13 protein-coding genes are annotated in these 18,486 nt (G+C 60.8%); 12 read left to right on the top strand and 1 reads right to left on the bottom strand.

Annotated elements, in window-relative coordinates:
* Positions 1–21: 21 nt before the first annotated feature.
* The 11 genes from urtA (at position 22) to ureC (ending at position 10,124) form a co-directional block, all read left to right on the top strand.
* Positions 22–1,287 carry an urea ABC transporter substrate-binding protein gene (urtA, locus tag ACK6BI_RS01170; RefSeq protein ID WP_409315676.1) on the top strand — a complete coding sequence of 422 codons (1,266 nt, stop codon included), beginning with the start codon at positions 22–24 and terminating at the stop codon, positions 1,285–1,287.
* Positions 1,288–1,459: 172 nt separating this feature from the next.
* Positions 1,460–2,962: an urea ABC transporter permease subunit UrtB gene (urtB, locus tag ACK6BI_RS01165; protein WP_409315675.1), complete on the top strand. Its 1,503-nt coding sequence runs from the start codon at positions 1,460–1,462 to the stop codon at positions 2,960–2,962.
* Positions 2,962–4,041 (top strand): urea ABC transporter permease subunit UrtC, encoded by a 1,080-nt coding sequence (urtC, locus tag ACK6BI_RS01160; RefSeq protein ID WP_409315674.1) that lies wholly within the window; start codon positions 2,962–2,964, stop codon positions 4,039–4,041. Before urtB ends, urtC begins: the two co-directional genes overlap by 1 nt.
* Positions 4,038–4,910 carry an urea ABC transporter ATP-binding protein UrtD gene (gene urtD / locus ACK6BI_RS01155; protein ID WP_409315673.1) on the top strand — a complete coding sequence of 291 codons (873 nt, stop codon included), beginning with the start codon at positions 4,038–4,040 and terminating at the stop codon, positions 4,908–4,910. Before urtC ends, urtD begins: the two co-directional genes overlap by 4 nt.
* 14 nt (positions 4,911–4,924) lie before the next feature.
* Complete coding sequence (gene urtE, locus ACK6BI_RS01150) at positions 4,925–5,623, top strand: urea ABC transporter ATP-binding subunit UrtE (RefSeq protein ID WP_409315672.1); 699 nt, start codon at positions 4,925–4,927, stop codon at positions 5,621–5,623.
* A gap of 30 nt (positions 5,624–5,653) precedes the next feature.
* Positions 5,654–6,493, top strand: coding sequence for an urease accessory protein UreD (locus ACK6BI_RS01145; protein ID WP_409315671.1), 840 nt, complete (start codon positions 5,654–5,656; stop codon positions 6,491–6,493).
* Between the two features lie 70 nt (positions 6,494–6,563).
* Complete coding sequence (ureA, locus tag ACK6BI_RS01140; protein WP_039766748.1) at positions 6,564–6,866, top strand: urease subunit gamma; 303 nt, start codon at positions 6,564–6,566, stop codon at positions 6,864–6,866.
* A 9-nt stretch (positions 6,867–6,875) separates the two neighbouring features.
* Entirely contained in the window at positions 6,876–7,409 is a 534-nt protein-coding gene (locus ACK6BI_RS01135; RefSeq protein WP_409315670.1) for a GNAT family N-acetyltransferase, read from the top strand.
* Positions 7,410–7,414: 5 nt separating this feature from the next.
* Positions 7,415–7,951, top strand: coding sequence for a GNAT family N-acetyltransferase (locus ACK6BI_RS01130; protein ID WP_409315669.1), 537 nt, complete (start codon positions 7,415–7,417; stop codon positions 7,949–7,951).
* Entirely contained in the window at positions 7,948–8,256 is a 309-nt protein-coding gene (locus ACK6BI_RS01125) for an urease subunit beta (protein WP_065258826.1), read from the top strand. Before ACK6BI_RS01130 ends, ACK6BI_RS01125 begins: the two co-directional genes overlap by 4 nt.
* 167 nt (positions 8,257–8,423) lie before the next feature.
* The gene (gene ureC, locus ACK6BI_RS01120) at positions 8,424–10,124 is read left to right on the top strand and encodes an urease subunit alpha (protein WP_409315668.1); all 1,701 of its coding nucleotides are present in this window, start codon (positions 8,424–8,426) and stop codon (positions 10,122–10,124) included.
* A gap of 54 nt (positions 10,125–10,178) precedes the next feature.
* On the opposite strand, the gene ACK6BI_RS01115 is transcribed toward ureC, so the two are convergent.
* Entirely contained in the window at positions 10,179–17,195 is a 7,017-nt protein-coding gene (locus ACK6BI_RS01115; RefSeq protein WP_409315667.1) for an NEL-type E3 ubiquitin ligase domain-containing protein, read from the bottom strand.
* Between the two features lie 163 nt (positions 17,196–17,358).
* Between ACK6BI_RS01115 and ACK6BI_RS01110 the strand changes: the two genes are divergently transcribed.
* Positions 17,359–18,486 (top strand): sensor histidine kinase, encoded by a 1,128-nt coding sequence (locus ACK6BI_RS01110; protein WP_409315666.1) that lies wholly within the window; start codon positions 17,359–17,361, stop codon positions 18,484–18,486.

The following is an 18,486-nucleotide window of genomic DNA, read 5'->3' as shown; positions in this document are numbered from 1 at the left end:
AACGTTCGTGGAGATCGCACAATGAAGCGTCGCAGTTTGATCAAGGCTTTCACACTCACGGCATCCATTGCCGCGATGGGCATGACCTGGACGGTACAGGCCGCCGAGACCATCAAGGTCGGGATTCTGCATTCGTTGTCCGGCACCATGGCGATCTCCGAAACCTCGCTCAAGGACATGGCGTTGATGACCATCGACGAGATCAACGCCAAGGGCGGGGTGAACGGCAAGATGCTGGAGCCGGTGGTGGTCGATCCGGCATCGAACTGGCCGCTGTTCGCGGAGAAGGGCCGGCAGTTGCTGACCCAGGACAAGGTGGCGGTGGTGTTCGGGTGCTGGACCTCGGTGTCGCGCAAATCGGTGCTGCCGGTGTTCGAGGAGCTCAACGGTCTGCTGTTCTACCCGGTGCAGTACGAAGGCGAAGAAATGTCGCCGAACGTGTTCTACACCGGCGCCGCGCCGAACCAGCAGGCGATCCCGGCGGTTGAATACCTGATGAGCGAAGAAGGTGGCGGCGCCAAACGCTTCTTCCTGCTCGGCACCGACTACGTCTACCCGCGCACCACCAACAAGATCCTGCGATCGTTCCTGCATTCCAAAGGCGTAGCGGACAAAGACATCGAAGAGGTCTACACCCCGTTCGGCCACAGCGACTATCAAACCATCGTCGCCAACATCAAAAAGTTTTCCGCCGGCGGCAAGACTGCCGTGATCTCCACCGTGAATGGCGACTCCAACGTGCCGTTCTACAAAGAGCTGGCCAACCAGGGGCTGAAGGCCACCGACGTACCGGTGGTGGCGTTCTCGGTGGGCGAGGAAGAACTGCGTGGCATCGACACCAAACCGCTGGTAGGCAACCTCGCGGCGTGGAACTACTTCGAGTCGGTGGAGAACCCGGTGAACAAGAAGTTCGTCGCTGACTGGAAAGCCTACGCGAAGAAACACAACCTGCCGGGCGCCGACAAAGCGGTGACCAACGACCCGATGGAAGCCACTTACGTCGGCATCCATATGTGGGCGCAAGCGGTGGAGAAAGCCAAATCCACCGACGTCGACAAGGTTCGCGAAGCCCTTGCCGGCCAGACTTTCGCTGCGCCGTCCGGCTACACCCTGACCATGGACAAGACCAATCATCACCTGCACAAACCGGTGATGATCGGCGAGATCCAGAACGACGGTCAGTTCAACGTGGTGTGGCAGACCGAAGGTCCGATCCGTGCGCAGCCGTGGAGCCCGTTCATTCCGGGTAACGACAAGAAGCCGGAGTATGCGGTCAAGAGCAACTGAGCCATTGGATGCCCGCCTCGATACTTGAGGCGGGTACAAATCCCTGTGGGAGCGACGGTTCGACGCTTCGACCTGCTCGCGATGACGGCAGCACATTCAACATCACTGTGATTGAACCACCGCTATCGCGAGCAGGCTCGCTCCCACAATAGTCCGAGCAAGGCGCCTCCCTATGCCCACTGCCCTTTATCGCTTGATCCTGGCCATCGCACTGCTGCTGCCGATGGCCGTCCACGCCAGCGACGCCGAAGACTTCGTCGCCGCCAACCCCATGCAACAGGCAAAACTGCTGGAAGCCTGGGCCGCGCAGCCCGATCCGGGGCGTGTCGAACTGATCAACGCCCTGCAACAAGGCGAACTGACCCTCGACGGCCAACCCAAGACCCTGCGCCTGAACAACCGCCTGCGGGGGCTGATCGACACCGCGCTGGCCAGCCACCAATTGCTCGCCGCCGACGCCAAAACCCGTCTGACCGCCGCGCAGCAATTGCAGAAAAGCGCCAAACCGGCACAACTGAAATTCCTCGACCGGCAACTGGCTGGCGAAACAGACGAAAGCGTCCATGCCGCCCTGAGCCTGGCGCTGGCCAACCTGCAACTGGTCGACACGGACCCGGCGGTGCGCCTCGCGGCCGTGCGTCTGCTCGGCGAAACCGGCGACCCGTTGGCCCGCACCCGTCTTGAAGGCTTGCTCGAACCCGGCGTCGAAACCGACACCAACGTTCGCACCGCTGCCGAAACCAGTCTCGCTCAGGTCAAACGCAAACTGCTGGTTGGCGAACTGCTCGGTCAGGCCTTCAGCGGCATGTCCCTCGGCTCGATTCTTCTGTTGGCGGCGCTGGGTCTGGCGATCACTTTCGGCCTGCTGGGTGTGATCAACATGGCCCACGGCGAGATGCTGATGCTCGGTGCCTACTCGACCTACGTCGTGCAGTTGATGTTCCAACGCTACGCACCGCAGGCCATCGAGTTTTATCCACTGATCGCGCTGCCGGTGGCGTTCTTCGTCACCGCCGCCATCGGCATGGCCCTGGAGCGCACGGTGATTCGTCACCTCTACGGCCGGCCGCTGGAAACCCTGCTCGCCACCTGGGGCATCAGCCTGATGCTGATTCAACTGGTGCGTCTGGTGTTCGGTGCGCAGAACGTGGAAGTCGCGAACCCGGCATGGCTGTCCGGCGGGATTCAAGTGCTGCCGAATCTGGTGCTGCCGTACAACCGCATCGTGATCATCGCCTTCGCGCTGTTTGTGGTGGCGCTGACCTGGCTGCTGCTGAACAAGACCCGCCTCGGCCTGAACGTGCGCGCCGTCACCCAGAACCGCAACATGGCGGCCTGCTGCGGCGTGCCCACCGGTCGCGTCGACATGCTCGCCTTCGGCCTCGGTTCGGGTATCGCCGGGCTCGGTGGCGTGGCGCTGAGCCAGATCGGCAACGTCGGCCCTGACCTCGGCCAGAGCTACATCATCGACTCGTTCCTGGTGGTGGTGCTCGGCGGCGTCGGGCAACTGGCCGGCAGCGTGTTCGCCGCGTTCGGCCTGGGCATCGCCAACAAGATTCTCGAACCGCAGATCGGTGCGGTACTCGGCAAGATCCTGATCCTCGCGCTGATCATTCTGTTCATCCAGAAACGTCCGCAAGGCCTATTCGCACTGAAAGGACGGGTGATCGACTGATGAACCAGCCCCTGCTAGTCACGGCCACACAAAAGGCCGGACCCAAAGTTTCCATCGCTGTCGGCGCCGTAGTTCTTGTCTTGCTGATTGCCCTGCCGCTGCTGTCGTTGTTGCCGCAGGACAATGCACTGCACGTTTCGGCTTATACCCTGACGCTGGTCGGCAAAATTCTCTGTTACGCCATCGTCGCCCTGGCACTGGACCTGGTCTGGGGCTATGCCGGTCTGCTGTCGCTGGGCCACGGACTGTTCTTCGCCCTCGGCGGTTATGCGATGGGCATGTACCTGATGCGCCAGGCCGCCGGCGATGGCTTGCCGGCGTTCATGACCTTCCTGTCGTGGACCGAGTTGCCGTGGTACTGGAGCGGCACCGGCAATTTTCTCTGGGCGCTGTGCCTGGTGGTGCTGGCGCCGGGGTTGCTGGCGTTGGTGTTCGGTTTTTTCGCCTTCCGTTCGCGGATCAAGGGCGTGTATTTCTCGATCATGACCCAGGCCTTGACCTTCGCCGGGATGCTGCTGTTTTTCCGCAACGAGACCGGTTTCGGCGGCAACAACGGTTTCACCAATTTCCGCACGATCCTCGGTTTCGGCATCACCGAACCCGGCACTCGCGCCGTGCTGTTTCTGGCGACGGTGCTGTTGCTGGTGGCGAGTCTGCTCATCGGCTGGCGCCTGGCCCGCAGCAAATTCGGAAGGGTGCTGACCGCGTTGCGTGATGCGGAAAATCGCCTGATGTTCTGCGGCTACGACCCTCGCGGTTTCAAGCTGTTCGTCTGGGTGTTGAGCGCAGTGTTGTGTGGTCTGGCCGGTGCGCTGTACGTGCCACAAGTGGGCATCATCAACCCCGGTGAAATGTCGCCGACCAACTCCATCGAAGCCGCTGTGTGGGTAGCCCTTGGCGGACGCGGCACCCTGATCGGCCCGCTGCTCGGCGCCGGCGTGGTCAACGGCATGAAGAGCTGGTTCACCGTGGCCTTCCCCGAATACTGGCTGTTCTTCCTCGGCGCGCTGTTCATCATCGTGACGTTGTACCTGCCCAGGGGTGTGATCGGTCTGCTGAAGAAACGAGGTGAATCATGAGAGTCACGGCGAGCGCTGAATTCATGCTGGAGCCGGCCTTCTTCCCGCCGCTGGAACCGAACAAGGACGCCGGCACCAGCCGTGATGCCCTCGGTCTGGGCCAACGCGTCGGGCCAGGGCTGAACACCCGTCACGGCACGATCCTGACCCTGGAAGATATCAGCGTCAGCTTCGACGGCTTCCGCGCGCTGAACGCGCTGAACCTGTACATCGGCGTCGGCGAATTGCGCTGCATCATCGGCCCCAACGGCGCGGGCAAAACCACGCTGATGGACGTGATCACCGGCAAGACCCGCCCGAGCCACGGCAAGGCCTGGTTCGGCGAAACCCTCGACCTGACGCAGATGAGCGAAGTGCAGATCGCCCAGGCCGGCATCGGTCGCAAGTTCCAGAAGCCGACGGTGTTCGAAGCCTTGAGCGTGTTCGAGAACCTGGAGCTGGCGCAGAAAACCGACAAGTCGGTATGGGCCAGCCTGCGGGCACGTCTGACCGGCGAGCAAAAGGACCGGATCAGCGAAGTGCTCGACACCATTGGCCTGACCACCTCGGTCAATCGCCCGGCGGGGCTGTTGTCCCACGGGCAGAAGCAGTTTCTGGAAATCGGCATGTTGCTGATGCAAGACCCGCAACTGCTGCTGCTCGACGAACCGGTGGCAGGCATGACCGACGCCGAAACCGAGTTCACCGCCGAGCTGTTCAAGTCGCTGGCGGGCAAGCATTCGCTGATGGTGGTGGAGCACGACATGGGCTTCGTCGGCACGATTGCCGACCACGTCACGGTGTTGCATCAGGGCAGCGTGCTGGCCGAGGGGTCGCTGGAACAGGTGCAGGACAACGAGCGCGTGATCGAAGTCTATCTCGGCCGCTGAAGAGGAATTCCAACATGCTGCAAGTCGAAAAACTGCACCAGTATTACGGCGGAAGCCACATCCTGCGCGGCCTGAGTTTTGACGTGAAGGTCGGTGAAGTGACCTGCCTGCTCGGGCGCAACGGCGTGGGCAAGACCACGCTGCTCAAATGCCTGATGGGCCTGCTGCCGGCCAGGGAAGGCGTGGTGAACTGGGAAGGCAAACCGATCACTGCGCTCAAGCCGCATCAAAGGGTACATGCCGGCATCGCCTACGTACCCCAGGGCCGGGAAATCTTCGGGCGACTGACCGTGGAAGAAAACCTGTTGATGGGTCTTTCCCGTTTTCCCGGCAGTGAAGCCAAGGAAGTTCCCGCGTTCATCTACGAACTGTTCCCCGTATTGCTGCAAATGAAACAGCGACGTGGCGGCGACCTGTCCGGTGGCCAACAACAGCAACTGGCGATCGGTCGCGCACTGGCCAGTCGTCCGCGCTTGCTGATCCTCGACGAACCCACCGAAGGCATCCAGCCGTCGGTGATCAAGGAGATCGGCGCAGTGATCAGGAAGCTCGCGGCTCGTGGCGATATGGCGATTCTGCTGGTGGAGCAGTTCTACGACTTCGCCGCGGAACTGGCCGATCAGTACCTGGTGATGTCCCGGGGCGAGATCGTGCAACAGGGTCGCGGGGAAAATATGGAAAGCGAGGGTGTGCGCGGGCTGGTTACGATCTAACCTGTAGCGTCCTGACGATAATCAGAAAACATGAATCTACCTTTAGCGACTGCCCTGTTTACCCCGAGCTGGCACGCCGAGCTTGAGCTGGCCTACGCCCGTTTCGGCGATTGCACGCGCCCGACTCGTCGCCGCCACCTCGGACCGCTGCGGGTGCAAAAGCATCTGTATGCCGAAGGGCCCGAGGTCTGCCAGCACATCGTCGTCCACCCGCCCGGCGGCATTGCCGGCGGTGATCGGCTGAACATCAGTGCCCGCGTCGAACAAAACGCCTGGGCACAAATCACCAGCCCCGGCGCAGCCAAGTGGTATCGCGCGGCAGGCCCCGCTTATCAATCGCTGAACCTGCACGTTGCCGCCGGCGCGACACTGGAATGGCTGCCTCAGGAAACCATCGTCTACAGCGCCGCCCAGGCGGAACTCACGACCTCGATCGAGCTTGAAGGCGATGCGCGACTGTTCTACTGGGACGTCGTGGCGCTCGGTCGCCCGGCCAGTGGCGAGCGTTTCGACCTCGGGCATTTCCAGGCGCATCTGGATATTCGCCGCGATGGGCGGTTGCTGTGGCATGAGCGCCAGCGCATCGTCGGCGCTGATGGCTTGCTTGATTCGCCGATCGGACTGGATGGCCATCCGGTGTTTGCGACGTTGCTGGTGACTGGTGAAATTGACGCCGAACTGCTGGAGCGCTGCCGCTCGCTGGGGCATGAAGTGCGCGGGGACCTGACGCAATTGCCCGGTCTTCTGGTCGCCCGTTGCCTGGCCGGTGAAGCATTGCTGGCGCGGGCGTGGCTGATCGATCTGTGGCGATTGCTCAGGCCTGCGCTGCTTGGCCGTGAAGCTCAGCCGCCGAGAATCTGGAGCACTTGAGGGGGCGGTTTCAACTGACACCCCACTCACCACTAGAACCACACAAATCTGCCCAAATGGATTTCAAACGATGGACCTGACCCCACGCGAAAAAGACAAGCTGCTGATCTTCACCGCCGGCCTCGTAGCCGAGCGGCGACTGGCCCGTGGCGTGAAGCTCAACTACCCGGAAGCCATGGCCTACATCTCGGCGGCGCTGCTCGAAGGCGCCCGTGACGGCCAGACCGTGGCCGAACTGATGCATTACGGCACGACCCTGCTGACTCGCGATCAAGTGATGGAAGGCATCCCGGAAATGATTCCGGAGATCCAGGTCGAAGCGACGTTTCCCGACGGCACCAAACTGGTCACCGTCCACCAACCGATCGTCTGAGGCCGCGCCATGACTTACACCATTCGCGATGCCCTGCACGCCGACCTGCCGGCGATCCGCGACATCTACAACGACGCCGTGCTCAACACCACGGCGATCTGGAATGAATCCGCCGTCGATCTGGGCAACCGTCAGGCGTGGTTCAGCGCCCGCCAGGCCCAGGGTTATCCGATCCTGGTGATCGTCGACGCCGACAACGTCACCCTCGGCTACGCTTCGTTCGGTGACTGGCGACCGTTCGACGGTTTCCGCCACACCGTCGAACACTCGGTCTACGTGCGCAGCGACCAGCGCGGCAACGGTCTCGGCCCGCAGTTGATGACCGCGCTGATCGAACGGGCGAAGAGCTGTGGCAAGCACATCATGGTCGCGGCCATCGAAAGCGGTAACGCCGCGTCGATCCGCCTGCACGAACACGCCGGGTTCATCACCACCGGACAGATGCCACAGGTGGGCACCAAGTTTGGCCGCTGGCTCGACCTGACCTTCATGCAACTGACCCTCAATCCTGGCGCGGAGCCACCGCCCGCCCAAAAGGAATGACACCGATGAACTCCGCCCAACTGCGACGCGTCAATGCTGAAAGTTTTGCCCACTATCGTCAGGGCCTGATCGACCTGCTGCTGGACGCCGTGGGCTATGGCGCCAGTGTCGGCTTCATGGCCGACCTCGATGCCGCTCAGGCCCGCGCCTATTTCGATGAAGTGCAGGACAATCTGAACAAGGGCAACGTCTTGCTGTGGGTGGTGGTCAAGGACGAACAGGTGCAGGCCAGCGTGCAACTGAGCCTGTGCCAGAAGGCCAACGGTCTGAACCGTGCCGAGGTACAGAAACTGCTGGTGCGCGAACAGGCGCGGCGCCGCGGCCTCGGCCAGCAACTGATGGAAGCACTGGAATTGACGGCCCGCCAGCACAGCCGCGGCATGCTCTACCTCGATACCGAGGCCGGTTCCCCGGCCGAAGAATTCTACAAGGCCCTGGGCTACACCCGCGCCGGGGAGATCCCCGACTACGCCTGCGATCCGAACGGCACGTATCGCCCGACGGCCCTCTATTACAAAGTCCTGCAAGGAGCGAACCGATGATTCCCGGCGAATACCGGATCCAGCCCGGCGATATCGAACTCAACGTCGGCCGTCGCACGATCAGCCTGAAAGTGGCCAACAGCGGCGACCGTCCGATCCAGGTCGGCTCGCACTATCACTTTTTCGAAACCAACGACGCCCTGACCTTTGATCGCGCCGCCAGCCGCGGCATGCGCCTGAACATTCCGGCGGGCACCGCCGTGCGCTTCGAGCCAGGACAGAGCCGCGAAGTGGAACTGGTGGAATACGCCGGCCATCGGCGGGTGTTCGGGTTTGCCGGGCGGGTCATGGGTGACCTCGACTGACCAGAAGATTCCTGTGGCGAGGGAGCTTGCTCCCGCTCGAGTGCACAGCACTCGTAAACCCGGGAAATGCGGTGTATCTGACGAAAATCAATCACGGTTTTGGGGCTGCTGCGCAGCCCGGCGGGAGCAAGCTCCCTCGCCACAATAAATTTGTGCAAGGAATTGAAATGAAGATCTCGCGTCAAGCCTACGCAGACATGTTCGGCCCCACCGTCGGCGACAAGGTGCGCCTGGCCGACACCGAGTTGTGGATCGAAGTCGAACAAGACCTCACCACCTACGGCGAAGAAGTGAAATTCGGCGGCGGCAAAGTGATCCGCGATGGCCAGGGCCAGAGCCAGTTGCTGGCCGCCGAAGTGGTCGACACGCTGATCACCAACGCGCTGATCATCGACCACTGGGGCATCGTCAAGGCCGACGTCGGCCTCAAGGACGGGCGCATAGCCGCCATCGGCAAGGCCGGCAACCCGGACGTGCAGCCCGGCGTGAATATCGCCATTGGCGCCAGCACCGAAGTGATTGCCGGCGAAGGCATGATCCTCACCGCCGGCGGCATCGACACCCACATCCACTTCATCTGCCCGCAGCAGATCGAAGAAGCGCTGATGAGCGGCGTCACCACCATGATCGGCGGTGGTACCGGGCCGGCCACCGGCACCAATGCAACGACCTGTACTTCCGGGCCCTGGCACCTGGCGCGGATGCTCCAGGCGGCGGATGCATTCCCGATGAACATTGGCCTCACCGGCAAGGGTAACGCCAGCCTGCCGGAGCCACTGATCGAACAGGTCAGGGCCGGCGCCATCGGCCTCAAGCTGCACGAGGATTGGGGCACCACCCCGGCGAGCATCGACAACTGCCTGAGCGTCGCCGATCAGTACGACGTGCAGGTGGCGATCCACACCGACACGCTGAACGAATCCGGCTTCGTCGAAACCACCCTCGGCGCGTTCAAGGGCCGCACCATCCACACCTATCACACCGAAGGCGCCGGCGGCGGCCATGCGCCGGACATCATCAAGGCCTGCGGTTTCGCCAACGTGCTGCCGAGTTCGACCAACCCGACCCGGCCGTTCACCCGCAATACCATCGATGAACACCTCGACATGCTGATGGTCTGCCACCACCTCGACCCGAGCATCGCCGAAGACGTGGCGTTCGCCGAAAGCCGCATCCGCCGCGAAACCATTGCCGCCGAGGACATCCTCCACGACCTCGGCGCGTTCTCGATGATCAGCTCCGACAGCCAGGCCATGGGCCGCGTCGGCGAAGTCATCACACGCACCTGGCAGACCGCCGACAAGATGAAAAAGCAACGCGGCCCGTTGCCTCAGGATGGCGAAGGCAACGATAACTTCCGCGCCAGACGCTACATCGCCAAGTACACGATCAACCCGGCGATCACCCACGGCATCAGCCATGAAGTGGGTTCGGTGGAAGTCGGCAAGTGGGCCGATCTGGTGCTCTGGCGCCCGGCATTTTTCGGCGTGAAACCGACGCTGATCCTCAAGGGCGGCGCCATCGCCGCGAGCCTGATGGGCGACGCCAACGCCTCGATCCCGACCCCGCAACCGGTGCACTACCGCCCGATGTTCGCCAGTCATGGTGGCTCGCTGCACGCCACCAGCCTGACCTTCATCAGCCAGGCGGCGCAGGAAGCGGGATTGCCCGAAGCCCTGGGACTGAAGAAAAAAATCGCCGTGGTCAAAGGTTGCCGTGATGTGCAGAAAACCGACCTGATCCACAACGATTACCTGCCGGACATCGACGTCGATCCGCAAACCTACCAGGTCAAGGCCGATGGTGTGCTGCTCTGGTGCGAACCGGCGGAAACGCTGCCGATGGCGCAGCGGTATTTTCTGTTCTGAGTGAGGCCTGGCGCCGGTTCGACCGGCGCCAGGTTCAAACGGCACAACGAGGTATCAGCCGGTCATGTCTTTCGAGCTACCGGGGCGATGGCGGTCCACGGTCGGGGACATGCCGTCGTCTGCCTCCAGTCGAGACAACTCGATGAGTTTCGTATTCAGTGCGGTGTCTTTTTCGATGGACAGATTGTTCAAGGCTTCGTGATAGGCACTGCTGCCCAGATCCTCGAACCGACCTTCGACCTGCGCGTGCCTCTCAGCGGCCTCGCGCTCCAGCACGTCGAATGCCTGCGAGTATTTTTCCCTGAGATAGTCCACCCAGTAGCGCCGTCCGATCAGATCCTCATAGAACCTGCTGCGTTCCACGGCCAGGATCCGCTCCCGCGCTTCGTCCAGCCGCCTGCCACTGACGGGCTTGTCGAAAGCCATGGATCTGGGTTGCCCCGGCAGGGGCAGACCGTCAGGCCAGCCGCCTGTCAGACCGATGCGATACTGCAAACGGACTTCCGCCGGATCGGCTCGCCCATGAATGGATTCTGCGGCGATCTTTTCGACCTGCTCCAGACGAAACAACTGCCGGGACAGATTCAGCAGCGCATGACCTCTTTGCGCGAGTCCAGACTCGGACTGCAGCAGGGTGTTGTACTCGAATACCTTGACCTCGATCTCGCTGAAAGCCAATGTTCGACCATCGATACAGGTGGTGTGGGTGCGGGCCATGGCGAACAGCGTCTGGCGCAGATCGGAAAAACGATCGGCCGCCTCCAGGATGGTCCACGTGCGACGAGTGAGATCGGCGCGGTACAGGCGGAACTCCAGGGTTTCCCTCATTCGTTCGAGCAAATGGAAAAAGTCGCCATTGCCCGGCTCGGCGGCGAGTCGTTGCCATATCCTTCGCTGACTATCGCCATCCACGGCCCGTCCCCCTTCCAGCCAGGGCTCCAATTGGTGGATGACTTCCTGCTCTTGCAGATCGGCATTTTCTTCATCGGATTCGATCTCACTCGACTCCACGCTCCGTGTTTCGGAAATCATCTCGCTTTCAGTCCCGCTGTCGTAACCGTCGATCATCCACTGCACCTGGTCTCGAGGGATACCCAGCACTGAGTCAAGGTTTCCAGCCTGCGCATAATTGCGTAAAGCCTCGAGTGCTTCGAGGGACAAATTATGGTTGTCGGACAGGTCCGTTCCCTGCATCAGCACCTCATGGGCTCCATCCAGTGCGTTTTCCGGAATCGAGAAAATGTCATTGCCGCTCAGGTTCAGTGCATGGAGAGACCTTGCCTCCAGTACCCCGACGGGGAATTCGACCAAATGATTGTTACGCAGATCCAGGCCTTGCAGCTCTTCAAACAGCTCGACATTGAACTCCTGCAACAGGTTGTGGCTCAGATCCAGCCACTGCAGATGTTCCAGCGGCGCCAGCGTGAAATAGAGCGAAACCGAATCCGCAAGGCCGACACCTGACAGCTCCAGCCTCTGTAGCCCTGTCATCCGGGAAATCGTCTCGGGCAAGACCTGAAGGGCCTGACCACTGAGACGCAGGGTCAAGAGATTGGGAAAGGCTTCAAGGAAACCGTTCGAACCCTGCTCGGATATTCTCACCCCGGTCAGATCGAGTTCGCGGACATGGGCAAATTCCACAGGCATTCGAGGCAGGTCACCCAGCTGCAAGCCGTTGAGACTCAGGACACCGCCTGGACCGCCACTGCGCCCCAATAACCCTTCCCGCCAACACGCCATGATGCGTTGCGACGCAAGGCTGCGGGTCTGCGATGAAACCTGCCAGCCCTCCCCAAGACTTTCTCGAATAAAGGACCAGGCATTGAGCCGACGGGTCAGGCTCTCGAACACTCGGTCCCAGCTATCCAGTCGATTTCCGATCTGCGTGTCATCCATGGCGAGGGCATACATCTGCCCGATCGTTTGCCGGGCCTGCTCCTCACTGTAGTCGGGAAAGATCCGTTGCAGGCGTGTGACGAACGAGGCGGCCCCGGCTTCTGGCACAGGAGGTAGAGGCAACATGCGACTCATCACCAGCGAACCGCTTTCGCGCGGCGGGAACTCGTTCGGTACCGATTCGAGGGCAAACCGGGCCAACGTACCGCCCTCAAGTCCCCGAATACGCTCGACGCGCTGCCTGGCCATCGCGAGATCGGCTTCTGCCAGTCGGGTCAACGGCGCCCCGGTCAGGTTGGTATTGATCAATAACTCATCCCGGGCCAGATCGGCCTGGGACAACGTATCGATCCAGGTATTGCGCAGGTCCAGCCAGGTCAGTTGTGACAGCTTCTCCGTCCCCGCCGGCCATCGCATCAAATGGGTCGAACGCAGATCCAGCGATCTGAGACGGGTCAGCGCACCCACGTCAAGCGCGGGTATCGGATTGTCACGCAGGCTCAAGTGCTCCAGCGCTGTCAGATCCTCTCCCTGCAATGGCAGTCCGGTCAGGTTGCACTCGCTCAGTTCGAGGTTCTGCACGTTGCTGAATGAACGCACAAAGCTCCGGACTTGCGCAGCGGGTGCGCTAAAGCCGTTCAGTCGCAGCCTCGTCACATGGCCAAAACCCTCTGTCGGAAGGGTTGGCAAGGTGTCCACCGCCACACCGGTGAGCTCCAGCACCGGCGCCTGGCCGGCGACGAAGAGATTGAAACGGCTGCCCGAGCTGGCGCCATAACGCTGTAACAATCCGGCACGCCAATTGGTCCTGATGGCTTCCGCCACCGCCGACTTCACATATCCGCCATGGAAAAGATCCGAAGGATTACCGATCCAGTCGTCCAGCCGTTCAAGCTCGGTGTATTGCGCATTCAGTGCTTCGATCGCCTCGTACCGCTCCTGAGCACCCGGCCATTGCGCGAAAAAAGGGTCGAGCAGCCCCTCATAAAAACCGGACAGCCTGCCGCCAAAACGTTTGATCTGCCCCCGACAGTAATCGTTGAGCATGGCATCCAGATCGCCCGCGCGCTGTGGCTGCTGTCTGAAGAATTCGAAGACCGGACGGAAGTTCTCCGAAGTGAACCGCGACCAGTCCATGGTCACTCCCCTCAATAAGGGCTCATGTCCTTCATAGAGTCCGGCGGGAAAGCTGGCTATGCGTGTGCGCTGCAGATTCAGCTGTTGCAGTTGCGGCAGATCGAGTACACCCAGGGGCCAGTTGCCCAGACTGTCATCCGCCAGTTCCAGCCTGCGCAAATTTCGCAGGCCTCTGACGTCCAGCGCCTGGGAGACACCTGTCCGATCACCGCTGCCGGTGACTATCAAATTAAGGCTCTCCAGATTCGGCAGTCCGCCCAGTTTCGAAGACAATCGTTGTGACGACGGGACAGTGAGATCCAGTTCCGTCAGTTGTCGCAACTGTTTCAACCCTTCGAACATTCCGTCGATTTCAGCTTCCTGCACCGATAGATGCAGTGTCTTGACGTTTGGAAAATGCTTCAACAGTCGAGCGGTGTCCGGCCCCATCAGCAGCAGGCTACGCACATGGAGAAAGCTTGCAGGCAGCTCTGGCAAGGGTCGCTGGACTATGATGTTGAGGCTTCGAAACTCGATTCCTTGGGCAACCAGCGGCGCATTGCGCCAACAGGCTTTCAGGCTTTCTACAGCAAATCGCGCGCCATATTGCGAGCTCAACCCGGTAACGGGAGCGGATGCAAGCCAGTGATCAAGCAGCGCCTCCAGCGCCAGCCACTCGCGCATCAGATTGTTGAGCAAATGATGAATCTGCTGATCGTTCATTCCCGCGCGCCATTGTTCAAGTATGAAGCTGCGAGCCTGCTCGTCGGTCAACGCGGGATAAACGTCCCGTACCCGCGCCACCAGCGAAGGTACGAGTTCGCCGGTCGAGCCGCTGGCGCGGTAGCCGACCCGTTCTGATGAAATTCTTTCTGGCGGCCGAAACTTGACATTTGGCTTGTCGGCATCGAGCAACACTTGCTGCGATTCGCTGCGATGTCCTATGGCGTAATCAATGATGGCACGCTGTAGATCGGCGTCGCGTCCGACTTCGGGGATACCCAGCGATAGACGGGCTCCATCGGGTAATGCATGCATTATCGAACTGTAAAAATTGCTTCCATAAACGGACATCGAATTGAGGGTTTCCCCGCGCTCGTTGAACGCCTGATAGTAAGGCCCCCGCTTGACCAGGTACTTGCGAATCCCGTCAGATTCGCTGCCGATGGCATCGATCACCCGTCCATTCATCCCGCCTTCGCGTATCTCGAGGCGCACACCCGGGAGCCAGCCCGGCAACTTTTCCAGTGAATGCAGCGCCAGACGAATACTGTCGGGCAGGGCCATGTTTTCATTGTAAAGACCGGCAAAGGCGCGAGTAAGCCGCCCCTCCCGCGCATACCAATGGCCCGACTCCAGCATGCTCAACGGCACACGATGCGTTGCATCCAGGCGGGCGAGCTCTTCAGCGTCCGCCTGACTCAGCACTCGTTGTGCCGCCGGCTCGCTCAGACCGGGAATCGCTCGTTGCAATTTGACGACACGTGCGTCCGCCGGCGATGTGCCCGTATAAAGACTTTCAAACAGCGCCGGCCGCCGGGTCCGGGCAAAATCGGCCAGTTGCTTTCTGAACTCCATCAGCCGCAACTCCCGTACCCGCGCCGGTTCCCCACCCAGAAAGCGAGTGATTTCCGATTCATCGAGTTGCGCCAGAATCCGCGCAGGCAATTCACCGCTCAGGGCATCAGCCTGGCTGATGCGAACTGTCGGCTTTAACACCGCGCCCGGTATCAGGCGCTCCGCACCGTACTTGACCGACGCTCCGGACAGATCGTTGCGCTCAAAGACCTCCAGCAGACGGTCGACAGGCCATCGCGGCATTTCGGTCACCAGCGGCAGGCTATACAGATAGCGTCCGTCGATGCCGTGCCCGCTCGCCAGTTGCTCGATCACCTGGCCGACGTCACGGTCGGCATCGAACAGCCGAACAGCCTCGGTGAGCTGGGGAGGAGGCAGTGCGTTGTCCATGTGCATCTTGCGCAACGCACTGTCGCTCATGCCGCTGATGTCGGCGATTCCAAGCAACTGTTCGTCGGAATAAGCTTCAGCGACCGGCCCCATACGTCGCATCAAGGTCAGGCGATTCCAGGTGAGCGGGCGTTCCTGGACATAGCGCCAGGCGCCAGCGCCGTTGTGACTCAACACCGGCTGATAAGTCTCCGGATCCGTGGGATGACGGATTCGCCAGCGTGACACTTTTGTATCGTAGAACTGCTCGTAAAACCGGTCTTCGATCCTGATGTAGTACTTACCGTTCAGTTCGTATTGGCCCCTGGCGTTGGGCATTGCTTCGGGATTGAAAGAGACGGACGATTCATAACCACCAAGACCGGCCTTCCACAAACGGGTCGAGCCATCGGGCAGTTGAATCGAATGCAGGCTTTCGATGACCGGTTCCGCCCTTGACGCGACCATTTTTGCCAGACCTTTCCCGGCCCCGGCCGTCACCGCGAGCAATATCAGGTTTTCTCCCACATCAATCAGGTGTCGTTTCGCAGCCTTGCGGTCACCCTCTGCCCATTCCATTGCGCCAAGAAAGGCCTCTGCCAGCAGCGGATACATCATCACCGCCATCATGACCTCACCCATTACCGGTACGAACATCGATACTGCTGTGAGCCCCAACATGCCGATATTGAGCAGCGCCGCGAATTTCTCCGAACGCACTCTGGCATCAACGTCCGCCGTGGGCACCGCATGGCTGCGGGCATCATCGATCAGTTTTTCCCTATGGCGGTCGAACAGATAGCCCCACAGTTCAATGTTTTCTCCCCACAACCCCCGACCCTTTTGTGGATCACCAGTGATCCCCAGCCAGGGCGCCGCGTTGGGCACCTGGCTGAATGCTGATGGCGGCGGCAACTCCTTGATCCCGAAAATCCCGACGAAGGGGCTGCCCCCCTTGAGCAAGGCATTGAGTAACGGACCATAGGGTTCCAGCGTTTTAGTAAACGTCTTGCCCGGTGCGTCATTGGTGAATTCGGAAAAGTAACGGGGAAGATCGGCGTAGCTCACGAACCGGCTGAAGAAACGCTGATAAGCCGTGGGGCTCGGATCCTGCGCGGGCATATCATTACGCGCGGTGAAACGCCTCCTGAACAGAGTTTCCAGTTCATCGTTGCTGTAACGTTTGAGTGGATGGTCGGGATCACCGGGAATGTAAATGATGGATTCATCGGTGTAACGGTACTTTTCGCTGATTGAAAACCAGACGCACCCGGTGACACGACGGTGCATCAAGCACAGATCGCAGAGCCAGATCCGTTTCTTGCCCTGGACTGGCTGAGGGTTTCCCGCAATCAGTTCAATGATCGAGGTGTAATCCTTCGGCTCGATATCCTTTTGCAGCAGCGCCCGCTCGGCCGCCGCTCGCAGAGCGGTCTTCTGTGCGGCCCCGAACGTCTCCCGCAGCACCGCTTCCGACGCGCTGTCCCTGGGGTGAAGATGCTCCTTGAGGTACGCCTGATACTTCGCACCAATATCCAGTGAACGGCACAACCCGGTGAACTGCTCGACCGTAAGAGGAATGTCGAGCCTTTGCCGCGAACCGGGAGTGGCCCCCTCTACCTGAAATTGCGATGTTTCATGGAAGGCTCCGCTTTCGCATTCCGACGCCTCGAAGTTATGCAGTGCCGCCTGTAACAGAGGCAGATTCATGACTTCGAAACTGCTGACATCAATTCCGAAGATGCCAATTTCCAGCGGTTTTCTCAGCAACACAAACGTCTTGCTGACGTCCGGCTCGACATTGAACCGATCCTTCAGGGCTTTGCTCAGTAAAGGCGCGGCGAAGGTATCGATGTCCTGTAGCCAGGCCATGGCCTTGTCCAGAGAGGTCTGGGCCTTGAAGCTCGCGACATGACTTTCGTCGATTGCCTTGCGCTGTTGAGGCGTGGCCTGACGATACCAGTCCGGTACAGACCGGTCGGCGCTCTTGAGCGCCTTTCTGCGCTCCGAAGTGGCATCGGTCAGCCACTCAGGAATGCTTTTTTCCAGAAGTTCACGGTGAATACTGCGGGTCACCGGCGGGCGGGGCGGGGTGTTGGTTCTGTCTGACATGGCATTGCTCCAGCATTGTTGAAGCGTCAGCACACCATGTCGATCAGCCTGTACGGTGGTACCTGGTTATTACAGAGAATCAGGGTTCCCGACGGCGCTACCGTTATCGCGCAAAGGGTCTACCATCGAAAGACCCCTTTGCTGAATGTCCAGGATCCCGGTCATGCGTCTACCCGAATTCATCCGTCAATACACGGACCGGATCGTCGAAGAGTGGGAGCAGTTCGCCAGGACGATCACACCGGCAAGCGAGTATCTGGATCGCGACGCCTTGCGCGATCACGCACGGGCCATCCTGCTGGCCGCTGCCCGGGACATGACCACGACGCAGACCGCCAGCGAGCAACGGGCCAAGGCCAGAGGAGAGGGGCCGGACAAGACTCCGAGCCTGGATCGGGCCGGCGCCAGCCATGGCGAACTGCGCCATACGGAGGGATTCGATCTGGTCCAGATGACCTCCGAATTTCGCCACCTGCGCGCCTGTGTGATCCGTCTGTGGGTCAACAGCCTCGAAAAACCGGACATGGCCTGTTTTCAGGAAATGATCCGCTTCAATGAAGCCATTGATGAAGCGCTGGTCGAGTCCACCGCCGCTTACGCCGAACAGGTCAATCGCTCGCGGGACATATTCCTGGCCATCCTCGGCCACGACCTGCGCGCACCGCTGCAGGCCGTCAGCATGTCCGTCGAAATGCTGATGCGTAAAACCGCCTTGCAAGACGAAGCGCTGCTCTGCGCACAGAATATCAGGCAGGGTTCGCGGCACATGGCAGCGATGGTCAGTGATCTGCTGGAACTGGTGCGCAGTCGCCTGGGCAAGAGCCTGCCGATAGAGCCGGCGCCGATGGATCTGGCCGATACGGCGCGGGCAGCGATTGCCGAAGCCTGCGCCGGCAACCCGCAAAGCGATCCGACGCTGATCATCGAAGGCGACACCCGTGGCGTCTGGGATGCCGGACGACTGGCCCAACTGCTGCAGAATCTGATCGGCAACGCCTTGCAGCACGGGACTCACCCGCAGGATCTGATCGTGACATTGAAAGGTGAAGGCAATGTCGTGATCCTGACGGTGCACAACCATGGCGAGCCGATTTCCGAAGAGGCCATCGGCACGATTTTCGATCCCTTGGTGCGCAGCTCCGATGAAGAGCTCGGTCAGGCATCGACCAGCCTCGGGCTGGGGCTGTTCATCGTCAAGGAAGTGGTGACCGCCCACGGCGGGACCATCGAAGTCAGCTCAAGCGAAGCAGAAGGAACGCTGTTCAGCGTGACGCTGCCCAGACAGGCCTGA

The sequence above is a fragment of the Pseudomonas sp. KCJK9016 genome (assembly GCF_046231795.1).
Lineage (GTDB): Bacteria > Pseudomonadota > Gammaproteobacteria > Pseudomonadales > Pseudomonadaceae > Aquipseudomonas > Aquipseudomonas bananamidigenes.
This window is presented reverse-complemented; position numbering and strand designations above follow the sequence as displayed.